Here is a 17649-nt window from a genome sequence, read left to right as displayed (position 1 = left end):
AAATGGAGGCTTTTTTATTATTGGCAATAATTATAATCGCGGAAATATCGACTACAGTAGTTAGAAGGGAAGCGGCAGTCATCTAGGTTGCTTGACCAGTAACTTGCTTGAGGGCAGTATTTCGTCTCTTGTTTTTCAACATTAACGACAAACTTTCCTGTTGCAACTTCGCGTCCATCTTTTTCAAGCTTATACTCAACTTCATTTTCTCCATAATAATTTAGGAGAGGTCTTTGAAAAAGTGTATGTATCCAAAGGTTAAATCTATTCTTACTTTCACCTTTTTCTGAGTCAAAGCGTGATGATTTTGATTTCGTGCGACCCTTGTGGTCTTTGTAGTAAAGAGTTACTTCATCAGCATCAACTCTTTCACCTTCTCCAAGAACGAATTTTGAGAATTCTGATGGACTTAAGAAGTTTGCGCGGCAATCGACAAAGCGAAAGTCTCTTCCATTACGATCAGAGCATGTAAGACGGATTGTTCCCTCAACAGGGTTTGACGTTAGGTCATTTCCAATTTTAAGCCCAGCACCAAAGGCAGGCAGAAGCAGTAGTAAACTTATGATTACTTTCATTATAAACTCCTTTTTATAATCCTATTAATGATATTAAGGAGTTTTAATTTATGCAATTTAGTAAAGCTTAAAGATAGAACTTGTAAGTTTATCTTTAAAGTTCACGGGCCTTAACTTTGCAATAATTGTAGATCAATTCACGCCAGTATTGGATAAATTCAGGTCCACATAATTTAGCGTAGGCAGGATTACTAGGAATGTAGTCGTAGAGGAAGTACTCCATGGCAAATTGCATTGTTTGCATACCTAGGAATAACTCTGTGAAGAAATTAATATCACCACGTTGATAATAAGAGATGAGTTCGGCAACATCCTGGTGGAATTCACAAGATGAACAACCATTACACATTCCATAATTTTCAACAAAGTTTAAATGATGCTGTGTTTGAGTTGCGATAATTTGCTCTCTTTCATCAACATCAGCACTAAAGCTATCAATTAAATCAAGTGCGCGCTCTGGATGAGAGGCGATGGCCTGAAAAATTTTTTCATAAAATGTTGCATATAGTGATGTGAAGATAGAGTCTTCAATTAAATAGTAGAAGAAGTCTTCACTCGATTTTGTGCTTTCACGTAGGGACTCATAAGTTGAAAGGGCCATTTTTAAAGGTGCATCTTCAAACTCTTCAAGTTCAAAAAACACTTTCGCTAACTCTTTTTTACCCTGATCGAATTCATTATTGGTCTTTCTAATTCGATTAAACATGAGTTCCTCCACATCCGTTCATAAATAGATTTTAACAAAATATGTAAAATCAAAAACTTAGTGGAGGACTAGGCAAGAAATTCCAATTAAGGGCAAGGAATCGTGAAGACCTTATGAATATCTTCAATTCTTTGGAGAGTCTCAGTATCTAGTGTGATCTCACTACTTGCTAGATTCTCTCTTAATTGTTCAAGATTTGTAGCACCGATAATATTTGATGTTGTAAATTCTCTGTCATTAACAAAGGCCTGAGCTAGGGTGGCCGGTGTTAGTCCAACATCATTTGCTAGTGTTGCATATTCTTTAATTGCATTTGCTGCATGCTCAGATGAATAGCGTGTGAAGTATTCACCAAAGATCGTTAATCTTGCACCTTCTGGCTTAGCACCTCCAAGGTACTTTCCACTTAAGGCTCCAAAGGCAAGTGGTGAGTAGGCCAAAAGCCCAACTTTTTCTCTGATGGCCATTTCTGAAAGGCCAACTTCAAAAGAGCGATTTAGAAGAGAGTATGGATTTTGGATAGAAACGGGTGCATCGACACCACATTCTTTTGCAGCATTAAGGTATTGCATCACACCCCAAGGTGTTTCATTTGAAAGACCCCAAGTACGGATTTTTCCTTCTTTTATCAATTCACCAATAGCTTCTACTCGTTCACGAAATGATACTTCTATTTCTGGTGTGAAGTGCTCGTAATTTAGACGGCCAAAGAAGTTAGTTACTCGTGCTGGCCAGTGAATTTGGTAGAGATCTAAATAATCTGTTTTAAGTCTTTTTAATGAAGCTTCACAAGCTGTTTTGATATCGGACTTTGAAAAAGGAGTTTTTCTAATCTCACTTTCTCTTATGTAGCTATCCATGCTACCCGGGCCTGCAACTTTAGAAGCGAGAACAAATTGGTCTCTCTTCGTTTGCATCTTATCCCAAGTACCAATATATTGTTCTGTTTTAGTATATGTCTCTTTTCGTCCTGGCACAGGATACATCTCTGCTGTATCGATGAAGTTGACACCGTATTCGAGGGCCATATCTAATTGCTCATGGGCCTCTTCTTGTGTGTTTTGTTCACCCCATGTCATTGTCCCTAGACAGATCTTACTTACTTTTATTTGTGAATTTCCTAATTGATTTTGTTGCATCTATCCCTCTCGTTTTCGTTTGGGTTATTGTTGTTTAACCATGGCCTCTAGAGGCAGGTCTGTTTGCTTCTTTATATAATTAACAAGTCCAAAAATAATAAAACCAGTGGCAATAACTGTTGGAATTGAAATTACTGGGAAACTTAGGGCCGTCATTCTACCTAGACTCTCGTTAAATTCAACGCTTCCTGGAGAACCTTTCAATACGATTACAGCAAGTACATAATTTAAAACTGCAGACAGAAAGAATGTGCAAGAGAAGTAAAATCCAGCAATATAGATTTTTTGATCAAAGTCGTCTTTTATATTCTTCTCTTCCATTGCTTGATGGATTTTTTCTAAGTCAAAAATTTGCTCTATTAAAGTTTTAACAAGTGGCTTCTTAGTAAATTGTGAAGCTAGAACAAATAAACCAATAACTAGAGGAAGGGCAGTTTCTTTTACAATCATCCAGGTCTTATTAAGTTGGAAAAGTCCAATTCCACCAGTAAGTAAAACACTGATAAGACCAATGGCCGCAATCCAGTTAAACTTTCTTTGAGAAATAAAGTCCCATGCTCCATAGATAAGGGGAAAGGCCAATGCTATGATTAAGGCATTAACTTGTCCTAAATATTCTTCGGATGAAAATTTCGTTAAAATTACTGAAGGAATAACCACATTGCATATTAGATTAATGAATGGGTTCTCTTTTTTTCTTGTTTCGTTATTATTTGGCATATCCGTCATTTGTGATCCTTAGCTAAACGCAATTATCATACCCAATTGTCTAAGCTATTCAAAGTTTTAATCATCCGACATGTAAAGTCGGGTATCGTAACAACTTCTTACACCTTGTAAAGTGAACTTGTCTTAAGAAAATTAATTTGAAATAGTTTTAGAATTGAAAAACTTTTGGTCACGGAAGAACATAAGGATAAAAACATGAAAAAACTATTTCTAGCACTTGGACTAACTTGTGCACTGAGCGCATCAGCTCAAGACTTCAACGGTTACATTGTAAAACTTAAGCCAGGATACGAATCATTTGTTAATACAACGTATGCTGACGCTCAAATGAGAAAGCTTAGCTTTGGTACATTTGCTGTTGTTAAAGAAAAATTTGAAGGATTAGTTGCTGATCCTGCAGTAGAGTACGTTGAAAAGAACTGGATCATTAACTTAAATGATTTTAGTGCTCCTCAATCAGTAGAATCTGCTCTAACAGAGAATCGTGATGAGCAATTCTCTAAGCAATGGGGATTACTAAATGATGGACGAAACTCTGGTGGTTGGTTCTCAAATGGTAAAGCTGGAGAAGATATTAATGCTACTCAAGCATGGAATGTTGAAACTGGAAATCGTGATTTAGTAGTAGCGGTAATTGATACAGGTGTTGATTACACTCACTCTGATTTAAAGGCCAATACTTGGAAGAATGAAGGCGAGATTGCAGGTAATGGAATTGATGATGATGGAAACGGATTTGTTGATGACGTTTACGGATATGATTTTGCTAATAAAGATGCAGATCCAATGGATGGTCACTCTCACGGTACTCACTGTGCTGGTGTCATTGGTGCTCGTCATAATGGAACTGGGATCATGGGAGTAATGGCAAATGTTAAGATTATGTCGATTAAATTCCTAAGTGATAGTGGTTCAGGTGAAACAATTGATGCAATTTCTTCAATTGATTATGCCGTTGCTAATGGTGCAAAAATTCTTTCTAACTCTTGGGGTGGAGGAGAATATTCAGAAGCATTAAAAGAGTCAATTGAGAATGCACGTGATAAGGGTGTTTTATTTGTTGCTGCTGCAGGAAACTCTCGTTCAGATAATGATGTTAGATCAACGTACCCAGCAAATTATGAAGTTGAAAATGTAATTTCAGTAGGTGCAATGGACGGTAAAGGTAATCGTTCATCATTTTCTAACTACGGACAAGAAACAGTTCACGTATTTGCTCCAGGTTCTAATATTCTTTCAACAGTTCCAGGTGAGCGTTATAAAAAAATGTCAGGAACTTCAATGGCAACACCAATGGTTTCAGGTGTTCTTGGACTTCTATTATCAAAAGAAGATCAACTTTCATTTTCTGAGATCAAGGAAAGAATTTATAAGACAGCAGTTCCAAATGCTACTCTTATTACAAAAGCTAAGTCGGGACGTATCGAAGCATACCGTCTACTTAACAATATCCAAAATTAATTCAAATATCTGAATAATAGTGATATATAAGAGGGAGTCAATTGACTCCCTTTTTTATTATGAAAATTAAACTACCAGAATTTCTCATTCGTAAATTTAAAATGACTCCTTATGAAAAACTAGGTGGCGCAGCTGGCGTCCAAGAACTTGTGGATGACTTCTATGAAGTTATGAATACTGACCCAAGAGCATCAAAGTGTCGTGGGCTTCACGCCACTTCCCTTGAAGGTGCAAATAAGAAATTATTTATGTTCCTATCGGGATGGCTTGGGGGCCCAAGTCTTTACATTGAAAAATATGGCCATCCTCGTATGAGAAAGCGTCATTTCCCATTCAAGATTGGTTTTGCTGAGCGTGATGAATGGCTCTATTGTATGAGAAAAGCTCTTGATAAAAAGCAGCTAAAGCCTAAGTTTGATGATGAGATCTGGTCTGCTTTCCAGCGGTTTGCTGAGCATATGAGAAACCAGAACTTTTAATTCCATAAGTTCGATGCCGCAAAATTCTTCGTAATCTAATTGGTCTAATAATTCAAGGCAGCGCTCAAGGTGAGTGGCGCAAGCGCTTTCTTGGCCCATATCTCTTTTAAGTAAGCCTGCCGCAACTTTAATGATGGCCTTAAAGAGGATGGCATAATCATCAGTTCGGTTATGTTCATTCCAAAGTGATTCAAGATACGCGTGACATTCCCAGTAATAGCCGTGATTAATCAGGTCAATAGCGTATAGATAATCTGAGTTATTTCTAAAGTCTGCACTACTTTTTAGAGCATTTGTTTCTGGTTCACCTGTAAATTCCATATGCCCATCTTTTTTGAGTGGGTGAGGGTTCTTTCCTGGGCGAAACTTATATACAGGTAGCGCTCGATCAGAATATCTTATGAGAGTCTCCAGTCAAAGTCATACATAAGCTTACCTTCATCAATATGAACTTGAGAAACAATCTTAGACCATTCTTTTACATTTGGATCCCATTGAAAGCGAGCACGTGCAACTTTGTGCTTGATAGTATTAAACTTTTCAACTTCTTGCTTGTTCTTCCAATTTGGTGCCTTCAGCTCTGCTACGATGCGAACTTTTGGTGCACTTGCAAGCTTTGTCATTCTTGCATAATCATAGTGAGAAGCAATTTTAAGCATTGCTAGAACATCTGTAACCGCACGGTGTGGAAATGGATTAATAAAGCCGTGAGAGTGCTCAAGCATTGCCATGGACTTATGTCTGATTTTACTTGGGTATTCGATATCTTCTTGGGTATCAATCCAAATCTTATTTGGCATATCTACTTCATATCTTTCAAACATGGCCGTTAACATTGGCTTGTCATATTTTGCACCGTTATGCGCCATAAGATAGTCTGCTTTTTTAATTAATAGAGCTAATCTTTCAAGGGCCATCTTAATTTCGTCACCTCGACGTCCCCAGTCTTTTAGTAATTGCTCATCAATTCCTGTTAATTCGATAACTTCTTGAGTAAGTTTAAGACGATCTTTTTCGTCAATAAGCTCTGAGAAGATTCTCACTGGAGAGTTGATTCGTGTATCCCATAGGACTGCACCAATTTCAGTAACTCTATCGACATTGAGGTTTACGCCTTTCTGTGTAAGATTTTCGTTGATTCCTTCTAAGTCGACACCAAGAATGAGCATGAGATTTCCTTTTGCTTTGTGTTATGGCAGAATTGACAAATTTCTGACTAATCTAGGACAATTATGAGCGATACAACCTCTAATGTAAATGCTGGGATTTTAAAGATTTAATGAAACCATATATTGTACTCATATTCACGGCCCTAATTGTGGCCTTTTTCTCTGGAAGTTTTGTTTTAAAGACTTTTGCACCTCGTTTTGCCAGCCAATATCAAATTGAAGAGATAAACGATATTAAAGAACAGATGAAAAGTCAGATCACGCCTTATGCAATAGTGAACTTCTCATCTCTATATTATTCTGATGAACAATTCCAATTATTGAATCCATCAATGGCAATTGAAGAATTTGATTCAGACCTTTTATCAAGCTCAAAAGGATGCTCAAATATTGAGGTTCTTCAGTCCCAATTAACAGCAAGTCGTAAGAAGGGGATGTGGGAGCTTATTAGATGTGGCCGTATTAGAAGTATTCCAAGATGGTTTGTTAAGACCCCGCCATTTCTACATGACTCTGGTGTTAGTTATGCATATTTACTATTTCAATATCAATTAGCAACAGGACAAGCAGAAAACACATCTTGGGTCAGAAGAAGACTATCTTTTTTCCACGTTTCTGAACTTTCTCAATTACAACGTGAGATTGGGCCACTTGGTGGAATTTATGGACTACTTGCTTCTTTATCTGAAGACACTCTAAGAGATATCATCAATGAGGAAGCTAGGATCTTAGCAAAGAATTATCTACTTTCTAGAATAAAGTATCCACGTCAATACAATGTTCTTGAGTATCGTTTTTACACAATGGACTCTATTGAACGCTATTTGGAGTCGACCCCATATCAAATCTCTCGAGCAAGACCTGGTAAATGGTGTGTTTATACTGAAGGTCCAATTTGTTGGCGTCAAAGTACGAAGCACTTATTGCAAACTGTTTCAACTTCAACCTTAACTTCCTTCATTGGAATTCTCGTCATATTCTTCATTATCTTATGGCTACTCTTTAGCAAGATTAAGTGGGACAAAGTAGAAGAGAATCGTAAGAAAATGGCCTTGCAAGTTTTAACACATGAGTTTAGAACGCCAGTGGCATCTCTTCTTCTAATTATTGATAAACTCAATCGTGATATTGATAAATTTCCTGAAGAGCAGCAAGAGGACTTATTAAGAATCTCCGGTGAAGTTTATCGCCTTCAGAGGTTAACTGAGAAGTCGAAGCATTACTTACAGGGGGCAAATGCAAGAGGAATGCTCTCGTTTACATATCAAGAACTCGAAAATCCTGAGGACTTAATTTATGATACAATAATTCCTATTAAGGATACTTACCTAAAGGAAATTGATATCAATATCGATCTTAAAGGCCCTGTCTTTGTGGATTTTTATTGGTTTCAAATTTTAATAAAAAACTTAGTGGAGAATTCATTTATCCACGGTGAAGAAAAGCATTATATTAATGTTTTTGAGAAAGATAAAAACTTTGTCATTGAAGTTGGTGATGGCGGAGAATTGAATAAGGATTTAGAGACCTTAACAAGTGAATTTGTTAAAGGATCAAAAAGTTCTGGAACAGGTTTAGGATTAAATATTATTAAAAATATAGTAGATGAATGGGGCGGTAAAATTGAGTTGGTAAAAAAGCCAACGAAATTTATTATTACGCTACCTAAGAGGAAAAAGCCAAATGGATAAATTATTACTAGTAGAAGATGATGTTTCTTTAGGCAAAGGGATTATGGACTTCCTAAAGATGGAAGGCTTTGATGCAATTTGGGCGCAGACCTTAGAGGATGCAAGAAAGATTGATCTTAAAGATGTCGATCTTATCATTCAGGATTGGATGTTACCTGATGGCCAAGGAATTGATTTTCTAAAAGAGTTACGCTCAAATGGAAACACGACGCCAATGATTATCCTTACTGCAAAAACTGATCTTATCGATAAAGTTGTTGGCCTTGAGTCAGGAGCAAATGATTATATGACAAAGCCTTTTGAGACAAGAGAACTTCTTGCTCGTATTCGTGTTCAGCTAAGAATTGGTGAACAAGGTGGGAATAATAATGGCAATAACGCCGTTGATACAAAAGGAATTCTAACCTTAGGTAAACTTAAGATCGATAATGATACTCGTGAAGTAACTTGGGATGGTGGCCTCGTTGAGTTAACTAAGATGGAGTTTGATTTTTTAAAGCTACTTGTCGAAAATCCAAATCGCGCTCTTTCAAGAGATGAGATTTTAAATAAGGTTTGGGGTTATGAGTGTTATCCTTCAACACGTACTGTGGATACACACGTTCTTCAGCTTCGTCAGAAGTTTAATGAAAACTTAATTGAAACAGTTCGAGGTATCGGTTATAAGCTTCGACCGCAACATGCTCAATAAATAATTGAAAGGGGGAGTCCTTCCCCCTTTAGTATTCACAACTTTTCAAAGAATTGACATAACTCTAACGTAGCTTCGATAAAGCTAGTGCATAATTGTACGATAGGTTGTTAACAACTTAGGAGAAATAATGCTTAGTTCTAACAAAACATTTAACTTTTCAATTCTACTTGTGCTGGTTGCCTTATTCTTAGCATCTTGCTCAAATAAGAACTCCGCGCAAGATATTAGAAAGGCACTAGAAGACGATCCGACAATTCTTACAGATGTTATGAAGAAAAACCCTCAGGTTTTTATGGAAACATTACAACAAATGGCATCTGAAATGAAACAACAGGCATTGGCCGATCGTAATCGAAAAGAAAAAGAGATTCTAGAAGATGCTTTTAAAAATCCTATTCAGGTTCAATCTCACAGTGATGATCTTATTATAGGAAATCCAAATGCCAAGGTTAAGATCTATGAATATTCTGATTTTCAATGTCCATTCTGTTTTAGGGCCCTTGAAACTGTTAAACAGTTAATGGATGAATATGGTAAAGATGTGGCCTTTATTTATCGCCACTTACCAATCGATTCAATTCATCCTCAAGCAAGATTAGCAGCACAGTACTACGAAGCTATTCGTATTAAGCATGGAAAAAAAGCATTTAAGTTTCATGAAACAATCCTTCGTAATCAAGCAAAGATTCGACTAGGAGAGAAGTACTTACTAGAAGTCGTTAAGAAAATGGGGCTTGATACTAAAGAAATTAAGAAGCTAGCTAATTCAAAGCAGGTTGATGATAAGATTGCTTTTGATATTGAAAGTGCAAATAAGCTTGGCTTCAGTGGAACACCAGGATTTGTAGTTGGCGGAGTTCCTGTGAAGGGTGCTTATCCTTATGCTCACTTTAAGAAGATTATTGATCGCTTGTTAGAGAATAAGACTGCTGATACTAAGTAAGTCTAGGCCTATAGATTAGGAATTAATTTTATTAATTCAGGGTAGTCGATAAATGGATTACGGTTACCCTGATACTTTTCAACCATTTCATTTCTAAATTTTTCAAAAGAAGAAACAGGGTCAAGTTTGTCCCAAGCTCTTAGAAACTCTTCTTCTCTATCGTCGATTGGAAGCTCATACATTACAGCAAAGTAGAAGAGGCCTCTTGCAATATCACCTTTAACTTCATCAGGTGGCTCAAAGAATTGTACTTGAGGGTATTTAGAGTTTTGTCCCATTTTGGAAGCTTCACATAATTGGCCTTTATTTTCCTGATCGACTTCTCCAAAGAAGTGATCACCACGCTTTTGATTTACTAATGAGTCAGTAGGATAGAGGTGATGCATATCAGATACCATTTCATCATAAGTGTTTTGATGATGAGGTACTTGCGGACCATAATCAAAGAAACGAGACTTTGGCCAAGTGTGTTCTGTATTTAAAACATTTCCATCAGGAAGGTCATCGTTATCCATAAAGATATCAACATTATTCTGGTATTCAACTTCACAGTAGATATCTCTTATAAAGTTATTCTCACTTCCTTCTTTATAATAAGCATAGATTTCATTAAATAGATGTAGTCTTGCTTCTTTGTAATAAAGAGTCTTTTTATTCTTCTTCATTAGGACGATTAGCTTTTGTCTTAATTCAAGAGATCGCTCTGGTCCTAGCGGTGTGATTTCGCCAGCAAGTATTGAGGTTGAAAGAATAAATAGACTAATAAGAGTTATAAATCTGCGCATGAGATGTTTTTACGGCCATTTATGAATTCTTGATAGGTTATTGTAGAATTTACGTGTAAATAAAAAGACAGGACCCCGTAAGGTCCTGTTATTATTGAAATCAAGCGCTTGGTTATCAGGCCACTTAAAAACGTGTTTTAAGCAGCTTTATTAAATTGTTGGTACTCTTCATTTTCTTCTTCTACACTGTCTCTAAGACTGTTTAAAAGCTTCTCAAGTTGGATTCTCTCACTTACGCCAAGGTCGATAAATTGTACGCCCATTCCTTCTGGGTAACGTCCTACGGCCATAGACTTTCTAACTACTTTTGCCTTAAGTTCTAGCTCGTCACCAATATTAAAAGTGAAAACATCACCACATGAGAAAATATCCTTTTGAGTTGGAACATTATAAGAAATATAGGCTCCAGTTCTAGAGATATCAAAAGTATTACCTAAGTTAATTGGAATATCTGTTGAAGATACTTTTGTTGCTAGAGGTGCCTTATACCTTAGGGCCGTCTTCCACCACTGAGCAGCTGGTGAGTTAATTACATTTGTATCCTGACTTAGAATAAAATATGAAGTCATTAAGATATATGCGAATGTCGATAAAATAACAGTCGCTGCTTCAAAATCATTTCCATAAACGAGAACAATCGAATTATTTAAACAAACAAAACCAATTGAAAGAGGGAAGCTCCACTTTATATCATTTTGGGCCGTGAATGAGAAGTATGCATTAATACAGCAAGATGCCATGACCATTAAATTAAAGAATGTCATCTTGGACCAGATTGCACCAATATCTGTTGCGTTGTACCCATAGAGGAACATCACTTGGACTGGTATACTTACAGCAATTGCTAAAAATACAAATGCATAAACGTTAAAGATTAACGGCTTGATCTTCATGGATTTCTCCTTGTTCTTGATTTTGGCTAAAGTGATAACAGTAGCTATTTACTTTATTAATATAATTCTTTGCTTCTTTTAGGCGATCTGATTGACGCCAATTTGTACTTAATTTTATTAGCTGTGACTTTACTCGAAATGGGCCTGAGTTATAACTTGCTAGAATAAGATCAGTGAATAATTGGCTTTTTTCAAATGATCTCACTGTCTTAATTTTTGGATAAGACTTTTGAATCAGATCAAAATTTCCTCTCCAGTACTTTTTTAGGTAGTTAATATATTCAAGGCCACCTATAACAGACTTTTTCTTATTAAGACGCCAGTCATTTTTATAATTAATTTTTCCTGTTCTAACTAAGAATTTAACAACACCATAAGGAAGCTTTTCAATTCTTTTATCAACCTTCCATTTATCATGCTTTTTAATAACATGTTGGCTTGCTGCATCTGTTACTTGTGTAAGGCCTATGGCCTTGGCCGAACTTACTGAGCGATAATTAAAACCAGATTCCTGTGCAATTAGGCCAAGAAGCATAGAAGGGTTTGTCTTTTCCTTATTTGCCTCTTTTTCAACTAATTCAATAAAGCTATCTTTTACATTAAAAGGATCAGTAGAAGATATTTTGATCTTCTCTTTAGATGCTTGACGACATGAAGGTTCTTCATATCGATAAAGAGATCTAATTTCTCCGCGATATTGATATCCAACTTTAATGTCCGTTGTAAGTCTAGCAGGTAGGCTTAATCGATTTATCTTATAGATGATATTCTTTTCATCTTGAAAGATAACTTTATTATTATGTTTAAAACTTGAGGTAACATTTTTTCCATTCCAAAAGATAACGATATTATCTGGATTTAGCTTACCTCTAGTTGAATTTATTTTTACGTATAAGTCATAGATGGAATGACGGTTTTGCTTCTTTGGGAAGAATTCGATTCCGATAGTACTTGTACCAACATTATCAAAGTTAATATGCTCATCTAAGATCTTTGTAAATGCTTGTAAATTCTCAAAATCATCACGATCATTAATAAGAGATAATGTGTCACTTCCAAATGGATTCATAGGACCTGCACATGAACTTAGAAGGACCGTGGCCCCTAGAAGCAATGCTGAGAAACAGGCACGTGTTAAGGCACGGGCCATGTAATTGATAAATGTTTGTTTCTTGGAAGCGTTCATTGACAATATTATGTCAATTTTGTGTAAGTTGCAGTAGATACGGGGAAGTTAATTGAATGATTACAGACTCTTAACCTATTTTTTCCATAAAAATTCTAGTTATGAAAAATCGTAAATTTCGCCAACTTTAGAAGCCATAGAAAAAACCGTTATTGGATTTTGTTAAGTTTCTTAGGAATTTGTATAAGTTAGAGGATTTACTGAAGTTTTTGGCCCCTACTCCGATAGCATTAATCTGAACCTTGCGAAGACGGTTCTTAGTCGTGACCTGTTTGACGATATCATCGATATTATCGGGAGATGCTGTTGCTCCTGACTTTGTTGGTGAGCCATCACTTAATAAGACAATATCACTTAGATCAGAATATTGATCGAGGGTGTACATTAAAGCTGCTCTTGTTGGTGTCGTACCATTTGGAGTAAGCCTAGCAAGAAACCCATATACTTCTTCTTTTACTTTTAGATTATGAAGGCTTTGTAAAACACCCCAAAGAGAATAATATGATGAGCGATTAGGACCCGGATAATAAATGATATCAACTTTATAGTCTTTACCCATTGAGGCAATTAACATTTTAAGGCCAGCCTTTACTTCTCCTATACGGTCATCTGTTGCCATTGATCCAGAAACATCAATAACAAAGGCAACATTTTTTCCTTTAAAGTTAAATCCTACATCATTAGTATTTGATGTATCATCTTGCTTCTTAGTGATCTTTTCAACGCTATCTTCTTTCTTAGGTTTTATACTTTCCTTAAGCTTTTGATTTAACTCTTTTATAAGGTCTTGTTGTTGCGCTACAATTTTTTGACATTGATCTAGTGCCTGTGAGTTATCGACACAGACTTCTTGCTTTTGTGGTGGCTTTTGGGCAACTGGCTTTTCATTTTTTGGAACGACAATAAATAAAATAATGACAGCGCCGAGGGCACCAGAAAGTAGATCAAGAAATGAAATATTAAAGACGTCGATGGACTTTCTTTGGCGGCGCATAGACTTCCTTATACTTCGATTTTATTAACAAGGTTTTCAATGACATATTCCTTTGTTTTCATATGGAATTTGTCTGTTTTCTTTTGTAGGTCATGAAATAACCACATGAGAATAATACTTAAAATTAGTGCAACAAGTGTTGTATCGAATGCTACACCAAGTGTTGCTGTAATGAGATTCATATCTTTTGAATTTGCAATCATTAATGCACTTGAGATACCTAGAACAGTTCCAATAAAACCAAGAGAAGGAATTGCCCACAGTAGGTAGCGAATATTTGATTGTTCTGTTTCAGAATTATCGCGATGAAGATCAGTGATAATATTAATAACTTCTAAGACTTCTGAAATACTTTTTGAAGAGCGAAACTTTGCACAAGAATTTTTTATTAATTGAGTAAGTAGAGTTTTTGAGTATTTCTTTTCAAATTCTTTAACATTTCGGCCAATTTCAATGACTTCATTTGCCATCAAAAGGTGACCTTCATTAGTCGGTAAAAGATTTGCTTTAAAATATGATTTTTCAGCTTTAATTTGTGCCTTTAAAGATTTGATCTCTTTATAAGACCAAATAAATGCCATATAAGTTAACCACTGTATATAGCCGCCTTTAATAAAGTCTCCACCTAATAGGATTAAAATCCTTGAGACGATACCATCTTTTGCAAAAATATCCGACAGATATGCTCCGTTTAAAATAACAATAAAAACAGTACTGAAAACAACGGCCTGTCCAATGAGTTGCAATTCTTTCTTTTCTAGCATTGAGCTACCTTTTAAATTATGATGATAAGTATATGTTATTATAATTATATCGAATTTTAAAAGGATATAAATGGTGGGAAAAAATAGTGAAGCTCAAAGCGAGCAAGAAAATATTCAACCTGAAGGTGAGCTTTCAGTAAGAACTCTAACAATGCCATGTGATACTAATCATAATGGTGATATTTTTGGAGGTTGGGTTCTTTCTCAAATGGATATTGCAGGTGCAATCTATTCAGGAAAAAGATGTAACGGACGAACTGCCACAATCGCAATTGAGGCCATGAAGTTTATTCAGCCTGTTGGTGTTGGGGATATTCTTTGTTGTTATTGTTCTACTGTCAAAGAGGGAAATACTTCTTTGTCTGTAAAGGTTGAGGCTTGGGTTGTTCGTAAATTTGAAACAGAACGAGTTAAAGTAACAAGTGGTGTTTTCACATATGTTGCTATTGATGAGGACAAACGTCCAAGAAGTATTAATTCTAAAACAGTTCTAAAATAAAGGTTATCTATGAGTGTTATTGATGTACGAGGTGTATCGAAGAGATATCGTGACCAATTGGCCTTAAGTGATTTTTCTTTAAGTGTTGAAAATGGTGATGTTGTGGCATTGCTAGGGCCAAACGGAGCAGGGAAAACGACATTTGTAAAATGTATGTTGGATTTAATAAGCGCTGATTCAGGTGAGATTACAATATTTGGAAAGTCTTCTAAGGATCCACGCTCGAGAGCTAGTCTCGTTTATCTTCCAGAGAAGTTTAATTTTTATGATTATTTCACAGTAAAAGAAACACTTAAGTTCTTTGCAGAATTTCACGGTGTGGAAAAGTCTCAAGTAAATGGAAGAATTGATGAGGCCTTAAAGAAGTTATCGATTGATAAGTTTGAAAAGAAGAAATTAAAAGAACTTTCTAAGGGACAAATGCAAAGGGTTGGTCTTTGTATTGCTGTCGTTGCTAATAAGGAGCTTATCATTTTAGATGAGCCTTTCTCTGGCCTTGATCCAATTGGAATTAAAGATGTAAAAGATATCTGCCTTGAATTATCTCAACAAGGAAAGACGATTTTAATCAACTCTCATATTCTTTCTGAGGTCGAGAAGTTTGCAACAAAGGTAATTATTCTAAATAACGGTCAAGTCAAAGCTCAAGGTCCTCTAAATGAAGTAAGAGGGGATATCTCATTAGAAGAGCGTTTCTATGATTTAGTTAAAAATGATAGTGGAAGTGAACATGCTTAATTTAATAAATTTTACATTAATTAAAAATACAGTCGAAAAAGAAATAAGAAATAAGTCAGTTATCTTTTTATTTGTTCTAACATTTGTTGTTATGTACTTAGGTGGCGTTTTAACCAATACACTACAGATTGAAATAGAAGAATCTGGCTTTAGTACATATCTAGCAAATGCTAGTATGACAGTTGTTATTTGGGTCATTAGCTTAAGTGCAAAACTTGTGGCGGCCCTTATCGCTGCAAATATCTTTAAAAGTGATTTAGAAAGTGGAGTTATTTCTCAGATCTTAGCATTACCAATTAAACGTTCTTCATATGTTTTAAACCGTATGCTTGGTGGAGGGATCTTAAGCTTTCTTTATCTTGTGATAATTCTTGTTATTGGTATGATTATTTTAAGTGTAAATAATCTACTTCCTAAGGGAATGGACTTACCTGTCATAAGTATGATTGCTTCACTTATTCCCCATTTTATACAGATTATAATCATTATGTTTGTAAGCTGTTTTTTAAGTTTATACTTTAATAAAATTGGGACTTTATTATTAACTTTATTTTATGTTCTGGCTTCAATCGGAACTTATGCATATATTAGCAGTGGAAACCCTGTTATAACGGGCTTTAATATATCATCTATATTTGGAAGTATCTTTTATGGAATCTTACCACGTATTGGTGAAGTTTCTGCTATTTCTGATATGCTTTCATTTGGGGCCGAGCTTGATGGTGAAAAAGTTAAGAGTATAATATTTGGTCTAATTCATTTAGTTGCAACTTTAAGTGCATGGGGATTTTTATTTAATTATTTATTTAGAAAAAGATCGTTCTAATGAGAAGAATACTTATTATACACTCAGATCAAGGTGTTCAATCTAGCTTGCGAGAATATCTCTCAAATGAATACTCATTTGAAGTTGAGTCGATTAGACATTTTGAAGAGATTAAATCACCAAAAGAGTTATCTACTTTTGACGGCATTCTTTGTGAAAATAAGTATACTGATAAGGAAGGCTTTAATGTTACTTCTGGTAGAAACTTAATTAACTTCTCTATCGATCATTCAATTAAAAAGCCAATCATTATCTTAGGTGAAGTGGAAGTTGACTATGGAAATTATGTCAGTCTACCTTCACGCTTTTCATTAAGAGACGTGAGTCTTCAGTTAATCAAGAGTCTTGGTGTTACTGAAGAAGAGTTAAGGCATCTTAAAATGCCTGATTATATCCAGGTTGAGATATCCAACTTCTATCAATTATCAAATCCTTGTTGTGATATTTATATTAAAATGACTAAAACAGGTGAGGATCACTACGTTAAGCGTATTTATGCTGATGATGTTCTAGATAAGGATATCGTTCGTCGTTATGAAGATAATAATCTAACTCATTTCTATGTTCAAAAGGAAGACTTTGAAAAATTAATGGGACAAATTTTATCTCAGTCATTAAGTAAAGTCGTTAAAGCTTTTAAGCAGGGCAGTAAGGTATTAGAAACAAGTTCTGATACTTATGAGATCTCTCAGAACTTATTAAATGATATGGGAATAACTCCTCAGACTGTTAAACTTGCTAAGACTTCAATTGTGGCCATGCAAAAGACTATTGCTGGCTCTAAAAAATTAATGCCTCTTTTAAGAGGACTACTTGAAAATGAAACATCTTATGCCTTTAAAAGAAATTATCTTATAAGTTTATTCTTTTATCAGGTTATTCCAAATCTCGGCTGGGGGCGTGGAGACCAGTTAAAGCAAACCATGGATAAGGTATGTTATATCTGTTTCTTTCACGACATTGTTTTAAGAGATGAGGAGTTACTAAAGATTCACGACTCTGAAGACTTGGCCGCTGCCGATATTACAGCAAATCAAAAGAAGCTTGTATTAGAGCATGCAAATATGTGTACAACACTTCTACAGGAGATCTCAGGGATTCCTAGTGGGATTGATGTTATTGTACGCCAACATCATGGGGCATTAAATGGAATTGGATTCCCTGATGTCTACACATCCAATCTTTCTCCTTTAGCAATTTGTTTTATTGTTATTGAGAAGTATGTCGTTGAAATTCTTAAGTGTCTTGAGAATCGTGAAAAATTAAAGCTTAACTCGATATTATTAGAGCTCGATGACTTTTTTCATTTAAGTAGTTATCGTAAGATAGTTTTCGAATTAAAAAGCCTTATTAATCCTAATTAACATCATAATATAAA

The 17649-nt window shown here is 35.4% G+C and carries 20 protein-coding genes; 9 read left to right on the top strand and 11 right to left on the bottom strand.

Translation table 11 applies throughout. From position 1 onward, the window contains the following. Nucleotides 1-17: 17 nt before the first annotated feature. From BALOs_RS09160 to BALOs_RS09145, 4 genes are all read right to left on the bottom strand, one after another. On the bottom strand, nucleotides 18-575 hold the full coding sequence (locus BALOs_RS09160; protein ID WP_115363232.1) for a hypothetical protein: 558 nt from the start codon (nucleotides 573-575) through the stop codon (nucleotides 18-20). 94 nt (nucleotides 576-669) lie between these two features. Next, a complete protein-coding gene (locus BALOs_RS09155; RefSeq protein WP_120404981.1) occupies nucleotides 670-1281 on the bottom strand; it encodes a hypothetical protein in 612 nt (203 codons plus the stop codon). 86 nt (nucleotides 1282-1367) lie between these two features. Further along, nucleotides 1368-2420, bottom strand: coding sequence for an aldo/keto reductase (locus BALOs_RS09150; RefSeq protein ID WP_120404980.1), 1053 nt, complete (start codon nucleotides 2418-2420; stop codon nucleotides 1368-1370). 24 nt (nucleotides 2421-2444) lie between these two features. Beyond that, nucleotides 2445-3149 carry a VC0807 family protein gene (locus BALOs_RS09145; RefSeq protein ID WP_115363226.1) on the bottom strand — a complete coding sequence of 235 codons (705 nt, stop codon included), beginning with the start codon at nucleotides 3147-3149 and terminating at the stop codon, nucleotides 2445-2447. 195 nt (nucleotides 3150-3344) lie between these two features. Between BALOs_RS09145 and BALOs_RS09140 the strand changes: the two genes are divergently transcribed. Together BALOs_RS09140 and BALOs_RS09135 are read left to right on the top strand one after the other, a co-directional pair. Beyond that, nucleotides 3345-4610, top strand: a complete 1266-nt coding sequence (locus tag BALOs_RS09140; protein ID WP_120404979.1) for a S8 family peptidase — start codon at nucleotides 3345-3347, stop codon at nucleotides 4608-4610. Between the two features lie 59 nt (nucleotides 4611-4669). After that, complete coding sequence (locus tag BALOs_RS09135; RefSeq protein ID WP_120404978.1) at nucleotides 4670-5089, top strand: group II truncated hemoglobin; 420 nt, start codon at nucleotides 4670-4672, stop codon at nucleotides 5087-5089. Here BALOs_RS09135 and BALOs_RS09130 read toward each other — a convergent pair. Further along, nucleotides 5012-5410, bottom strand: coding sequence for a DUF309 domain-containing protein (locus tag BALOs_RS09130; RefSeq protein WP_120404977.1), 399 nt, complete (start codon nucleotides 5408-5410; stop codon nucleotides 5012-5014). The genes BALOs_RS09135 and BALOs_RS09130 overlap by 78 nt on opposite strands. A 77-nt stretch (nucleotides 5411-5487) precedes the next feature. Beyond that, nucleotides 5488-6258: a 3'-5' exonuclease gene (locus BALOs_RS09125; protein ID WP_115363218.1), complete on the bottom strand. Its 771-nt coding sequence runs from the start codon at nucleotides 6256-6258 to the stop codon at nucleotides 5488-5490. Nucleotides 6259-6368: 110 nt separating this feature from the next. Here BALOs_RS09125 and BALOs_RS09120 point away from each other — a divergent pair, with 110 nt between their 5' ends. The 3 genes from BALOs_RS09120 (at nucleotide 6369) to BALOs_RS09110 (ending at nucleotide 9586) form a co-directional block, all read left to right on the top strand. Further along, complete coding sequence (locus BALOs_RS09120) at nucleotides 6369-7949, top strand: sensor histidine kinase KdpD (RefSeq protein ID WP_120404976.1); 1581 nt, start codon at nucleotides 6369-6371, stop codon at nucleotides 7947-7949. After that, nucleotides 7942-8640 carry a response regulator transcription factor gene (locus BALOs_RS09115; RefSeq protein WP_120404975.1) on the top strand — a complete coding sequence of 233 codons (699 nt, stop codon included), beginning with the start codon at nucleotides 7942-7944 and terminating at the stop codon, nucleotides 8638-8640. Before BALOs_RS09120 ends, BALOs_RS09115 begins: the two co-directional genes overlap by 8 nt. Before the next feature lie 130 nt (nucleotides 8641-8770). Beyond that, entirely contained in the window at nucleotides 8771-9586 is an 816-nt protein-coding gene (locus tag BALOs_RS09110) for a thioredoxin domain-containing protein (protein WP_120404974.1), read from the top strand. 8 nt (nucleotides 9587-9594) lie between these two features. Here the strand turns inward: BALOs_RS09110 and BALOs_RS09105 are convergent, their stop codons facing one another. The 5 genes from BALOs_RS09105 to BALOs_RS09085 all read right to left on the bottom strand — a co-directional run bounded on the left by BALOs_RS09105 (nucleotide 9595) and on the right by BALOs_RS09085 (nucleotide 14208). Further along, nucleotides 9595-10371: an endonuclease I family protein gene (locus BALOs_RS09105; protein WP_115363210.1), complete on the bottom strand. Its 777-nt coding sequence runs from the start codon at nucleotides 10369-10371 to the stop codon at nucleotides 9595-9597. A gap of 137 nt (nucleotides 10372-10508) precedes the next feature. Next, nucleotides 10509-11264 carry a PilZ domain-containing protein gene (locus BALOs_RS09100; protein WP_120404973.1) on the bottom strand — a complete coding sequence of 252 codons (756 nt, stop codon included), beginning with the start codon at nucleotides 11262-11264 and terminating at the stop codon, nucleotides 10509-10511. Further along, on the bottom strand, nucleotides 11239-12450 hold the full coding sequence (locus BALOs_RS09095) for a lytic transglycosylase domain-containing protein (protein WP_133296972.1): 1212 nt from the start codon (nucleotides 12448-12450) through the stop codon (nucleotides 11239-11241). Before BALOs_RS09095 ends, BALOs_RS09100 begins: the two co-directional genes overlap by 26 nt. A 127-nt stretch (nucleotides 12451-12577) precedes the next feature. Further along, nucleotides 12578-13444, bottom strand: coding sequence for a VWA domain-containing protein (locus tag BALOs_RS09090; RefSeq protein ID WP_120404972.1), 867 nt, complete (start codon nucleotides 13442-13444; stop codon nucleotides 12578-12580). Nucleotides 13445-13452: 8 nt separating this feature from the next. Continuing rightward, nucleotides 13453-14208 (bottom strand): MotA/TolQ/ExbB proton channel family protein, encoded by a 756-nt coding sequence (locus BALOs_RS09085; RefSeq protein ID WP_115363201.1) that lies wholly within the window; start codon nucleotides 14206-14208, stop codon nucleotides 13453-13455. Nucleotides 14209-14278: 70 nt separating this feature from the next. Here BALOs_RS09085 and BALOs_RS09080 point away from each other — a divergent pair, with 70 nt between their 5' ends. Genes BALOs_RS09080 through BALOs_RS09065 form a run of 4 tightly spaced genes read left to right on the top strand, consistent with a single transcriptional unit; the run spans nucleotide 14279 to nucleotide 17635 of the window. Then, nucleotides 14279-14707 (top strand): acyl-CoA thioesterase, encoded by a 429-nt coding sequence (locus BALOs_RS09080; protein ID WP_120404971.1) that lies wholly within the window; start codon nucleotides 14279-14281, stop codon nucleotides 14705-14707. A 9-nt stretch (nucleotides 14708-14716) separates the two neighbouring features. Further along, nucleotides 14717-15445, top strand: a complete 729-nt coding sequence (locus BALOs_RS09075; protein ID WP_115363197.1) for an ABC transporter ATP-binding protein — start codon at nucleotides 14717-14719, stop codon at nucleotides 15443-15445. Then, a complete protein-coding gene (locus BALOs_RS09070; RefSeq protein WP_158536909.1) occupies nucleotides 15438-16271 on the top strand; it encodes an ABC transporter permease in 834 nt (277 codons plus the stop codon). The genes BALOs_RS09075 and BALOs_RS09070 overlap by 8 nt, the downstream gene beginning before the upstream one ends. Then, on the top strand, nucleotides 16271-17635 hold the full coding sequence (locus BALOs_RS09065) for a hypothetical protein (RefSeq protein ID WP_120404970.1): 1365 nt from the start codon (nucleotides 16271-16273) through the stop codon (nucleotides 17633-17635). The genes BALOs_RS09070 and BALOs_RS09065 overlap by 1 nt, the downstream gene beginning before the upstream one ends. Nucleotides 17636-17649 lie beyond the last annotated feature (14 nt).

This window comes from Halobacteriovorax sp. BALOs_7, assembly GCF_003612895.1.
GTDB classification, from domain to species: Bacteria; Bdellovibrionota; Bacteriovoracia; order Bacteriovoracales; family Bacteriovoracaceae; genus Halobacteriovorax_A; species Halobacteriovorax_A vibrionivorans.
Note: the sequence above shows the minus strand (reverse complement) of the source record. Positions and strands in the feature narration are given on the sequence as shown.

Bases quoted from the DNA above. Each gene is read 5' to 3' on its own strand.
- BALOs_RS09100 (WP_120404973.1), bottom strand. From the start codon at position 11,264: ATGAAGATCAAGCCGTTAATCTTTAACGTTTATGCATTTGTATTTTTA.
- BALOs_RS09140 (WP_120404979.1), top strand. From the start codon at position 3,345: ATGAAAAAACTATTTCTAGCACTTGGACTAACTTGTGCACTGAGCGCA.
- BALOs_RS09120 (WP_120404976.1), top strand. From the start codon at position 6,369: ATGAAACCATATATTGTACTCATATTCACGGCCCTAATTGTGGCCTTT.
- BALOs_RS09105 (WP_115363210.1), bottom strand. From the start codon at position 10,371: ATGCGCAGATTTATAACTCTTATTAGTCTATTTATTCTTTCAACCTCA.
- BALOs_RS09150 (WP_120404980.1), bottom strand. From the start codon at position 2,420: ATGCAACAAAATCAATTAGGAAATTCACAAATAAAAGTAAGTAAGATC.
- BALOs_RS09130 (WP_120404977.1), bottom strand. From the start codon at position 5,410: ATGGAATTTACAGGTGAACCAGAAACAAATGCTCTAAAAAGTAGTGCA.
- BALOs_RS09145 (WP_115363226.1), bottom strand. From the start codon at position 3,149: ATGACGGATATGCCAAATAATAACGAAACAAGAAAAAAAGAGAACCCA.
- BALOs_RS09090 (WP_120404972.1), bottom strand. From the start codon at position 13,444: ATGCGCCGCCAAAGAAAGTCCATCGACGTCTTTAATATTTCATTTCTT.
- BALOs_RS09135 (WP_120404978.1), top strand. From the start codon at position 4,670: ATGAAAATTAAACTACCAGAATTTCTCATTCGTAAATTTAAAATGACT.
- BALOs_RS09080 (WP_120404971.1), top strand. From the start codon at position 14,279: ATGGTGGGAAAAAATAGTGAAGCTCAAAGCGAGCAAGAAAATATTCAA.
- BALOs_RS09110 (WP_120404974.1), top strand. From the start codon at position 8,771: ATGCTTAGTTCTAACAAAACATTTAACTTTTCAATTCTACTTGTGCTG.
- BALOs_RS09070 (WP_158536909.1), top strand. From the start codon at position 15,438: ATGCTTAATTTAATAAATTTTACATTAATTAAAAATACAGTCGAAAAA.
- BALOs_RS09125 (WP_115363218.1), bottom strand. From the start codon at position 6,258: ATGCTCATTCTTGGTGTCGACTTAGAAGGAATCAACGAAAATCTTACA.
- BALOs_RS09075 (WP_115363197.1), top strand. From the start codon at position 14,717: ATGAGTGTTATTGATGTACGAGGTGTATCGAAGAGATATCGTGACCAA.
- BALOs_RS09155 (WP_120404981.1), bottom strand. From the start codon at position 1,281: ATGTTTAATCGAATTAGAAAGACCAATAATGAATTCGATCAGGGTAAA.
- BALOs_RS09085 (WP_115363201.1), bottom strand. From the start codon at position 14,208: ATGCTAGAAAAGAAAGAATTGCAACTCATTGGACAGGCCGTTGTTTTC.
- BALOs_RS09115 (WP_120404975.1), top strand. From the start codon at position 7,942: ATGGATAAATTATTACTAGTAGAAGATGATGTTTCTTTAGGCAAAGGG.
- BALOs_RS09065 (WP_120404970.1), top strand. From the start codon at position 16,271: ATGAGAAGAATACTTATTATACACTCAGATCAAGGTGTTCAATCTAGC.
- BALOs_RS09160 (WP_115363232.1), bottom strand. From the start codon at position 575: ATGAAAGTAATCATAAGTTTACTACTGCTTCTGCCTGCCTTTGGTGCT.
- BALOs_RS09095 (WP_133296972.1), bottom strand. From the start codon at position 12,450: ATGAACGCTTCCAAGAAACAAACATTTATCAATTACATGGCCCGTGCC.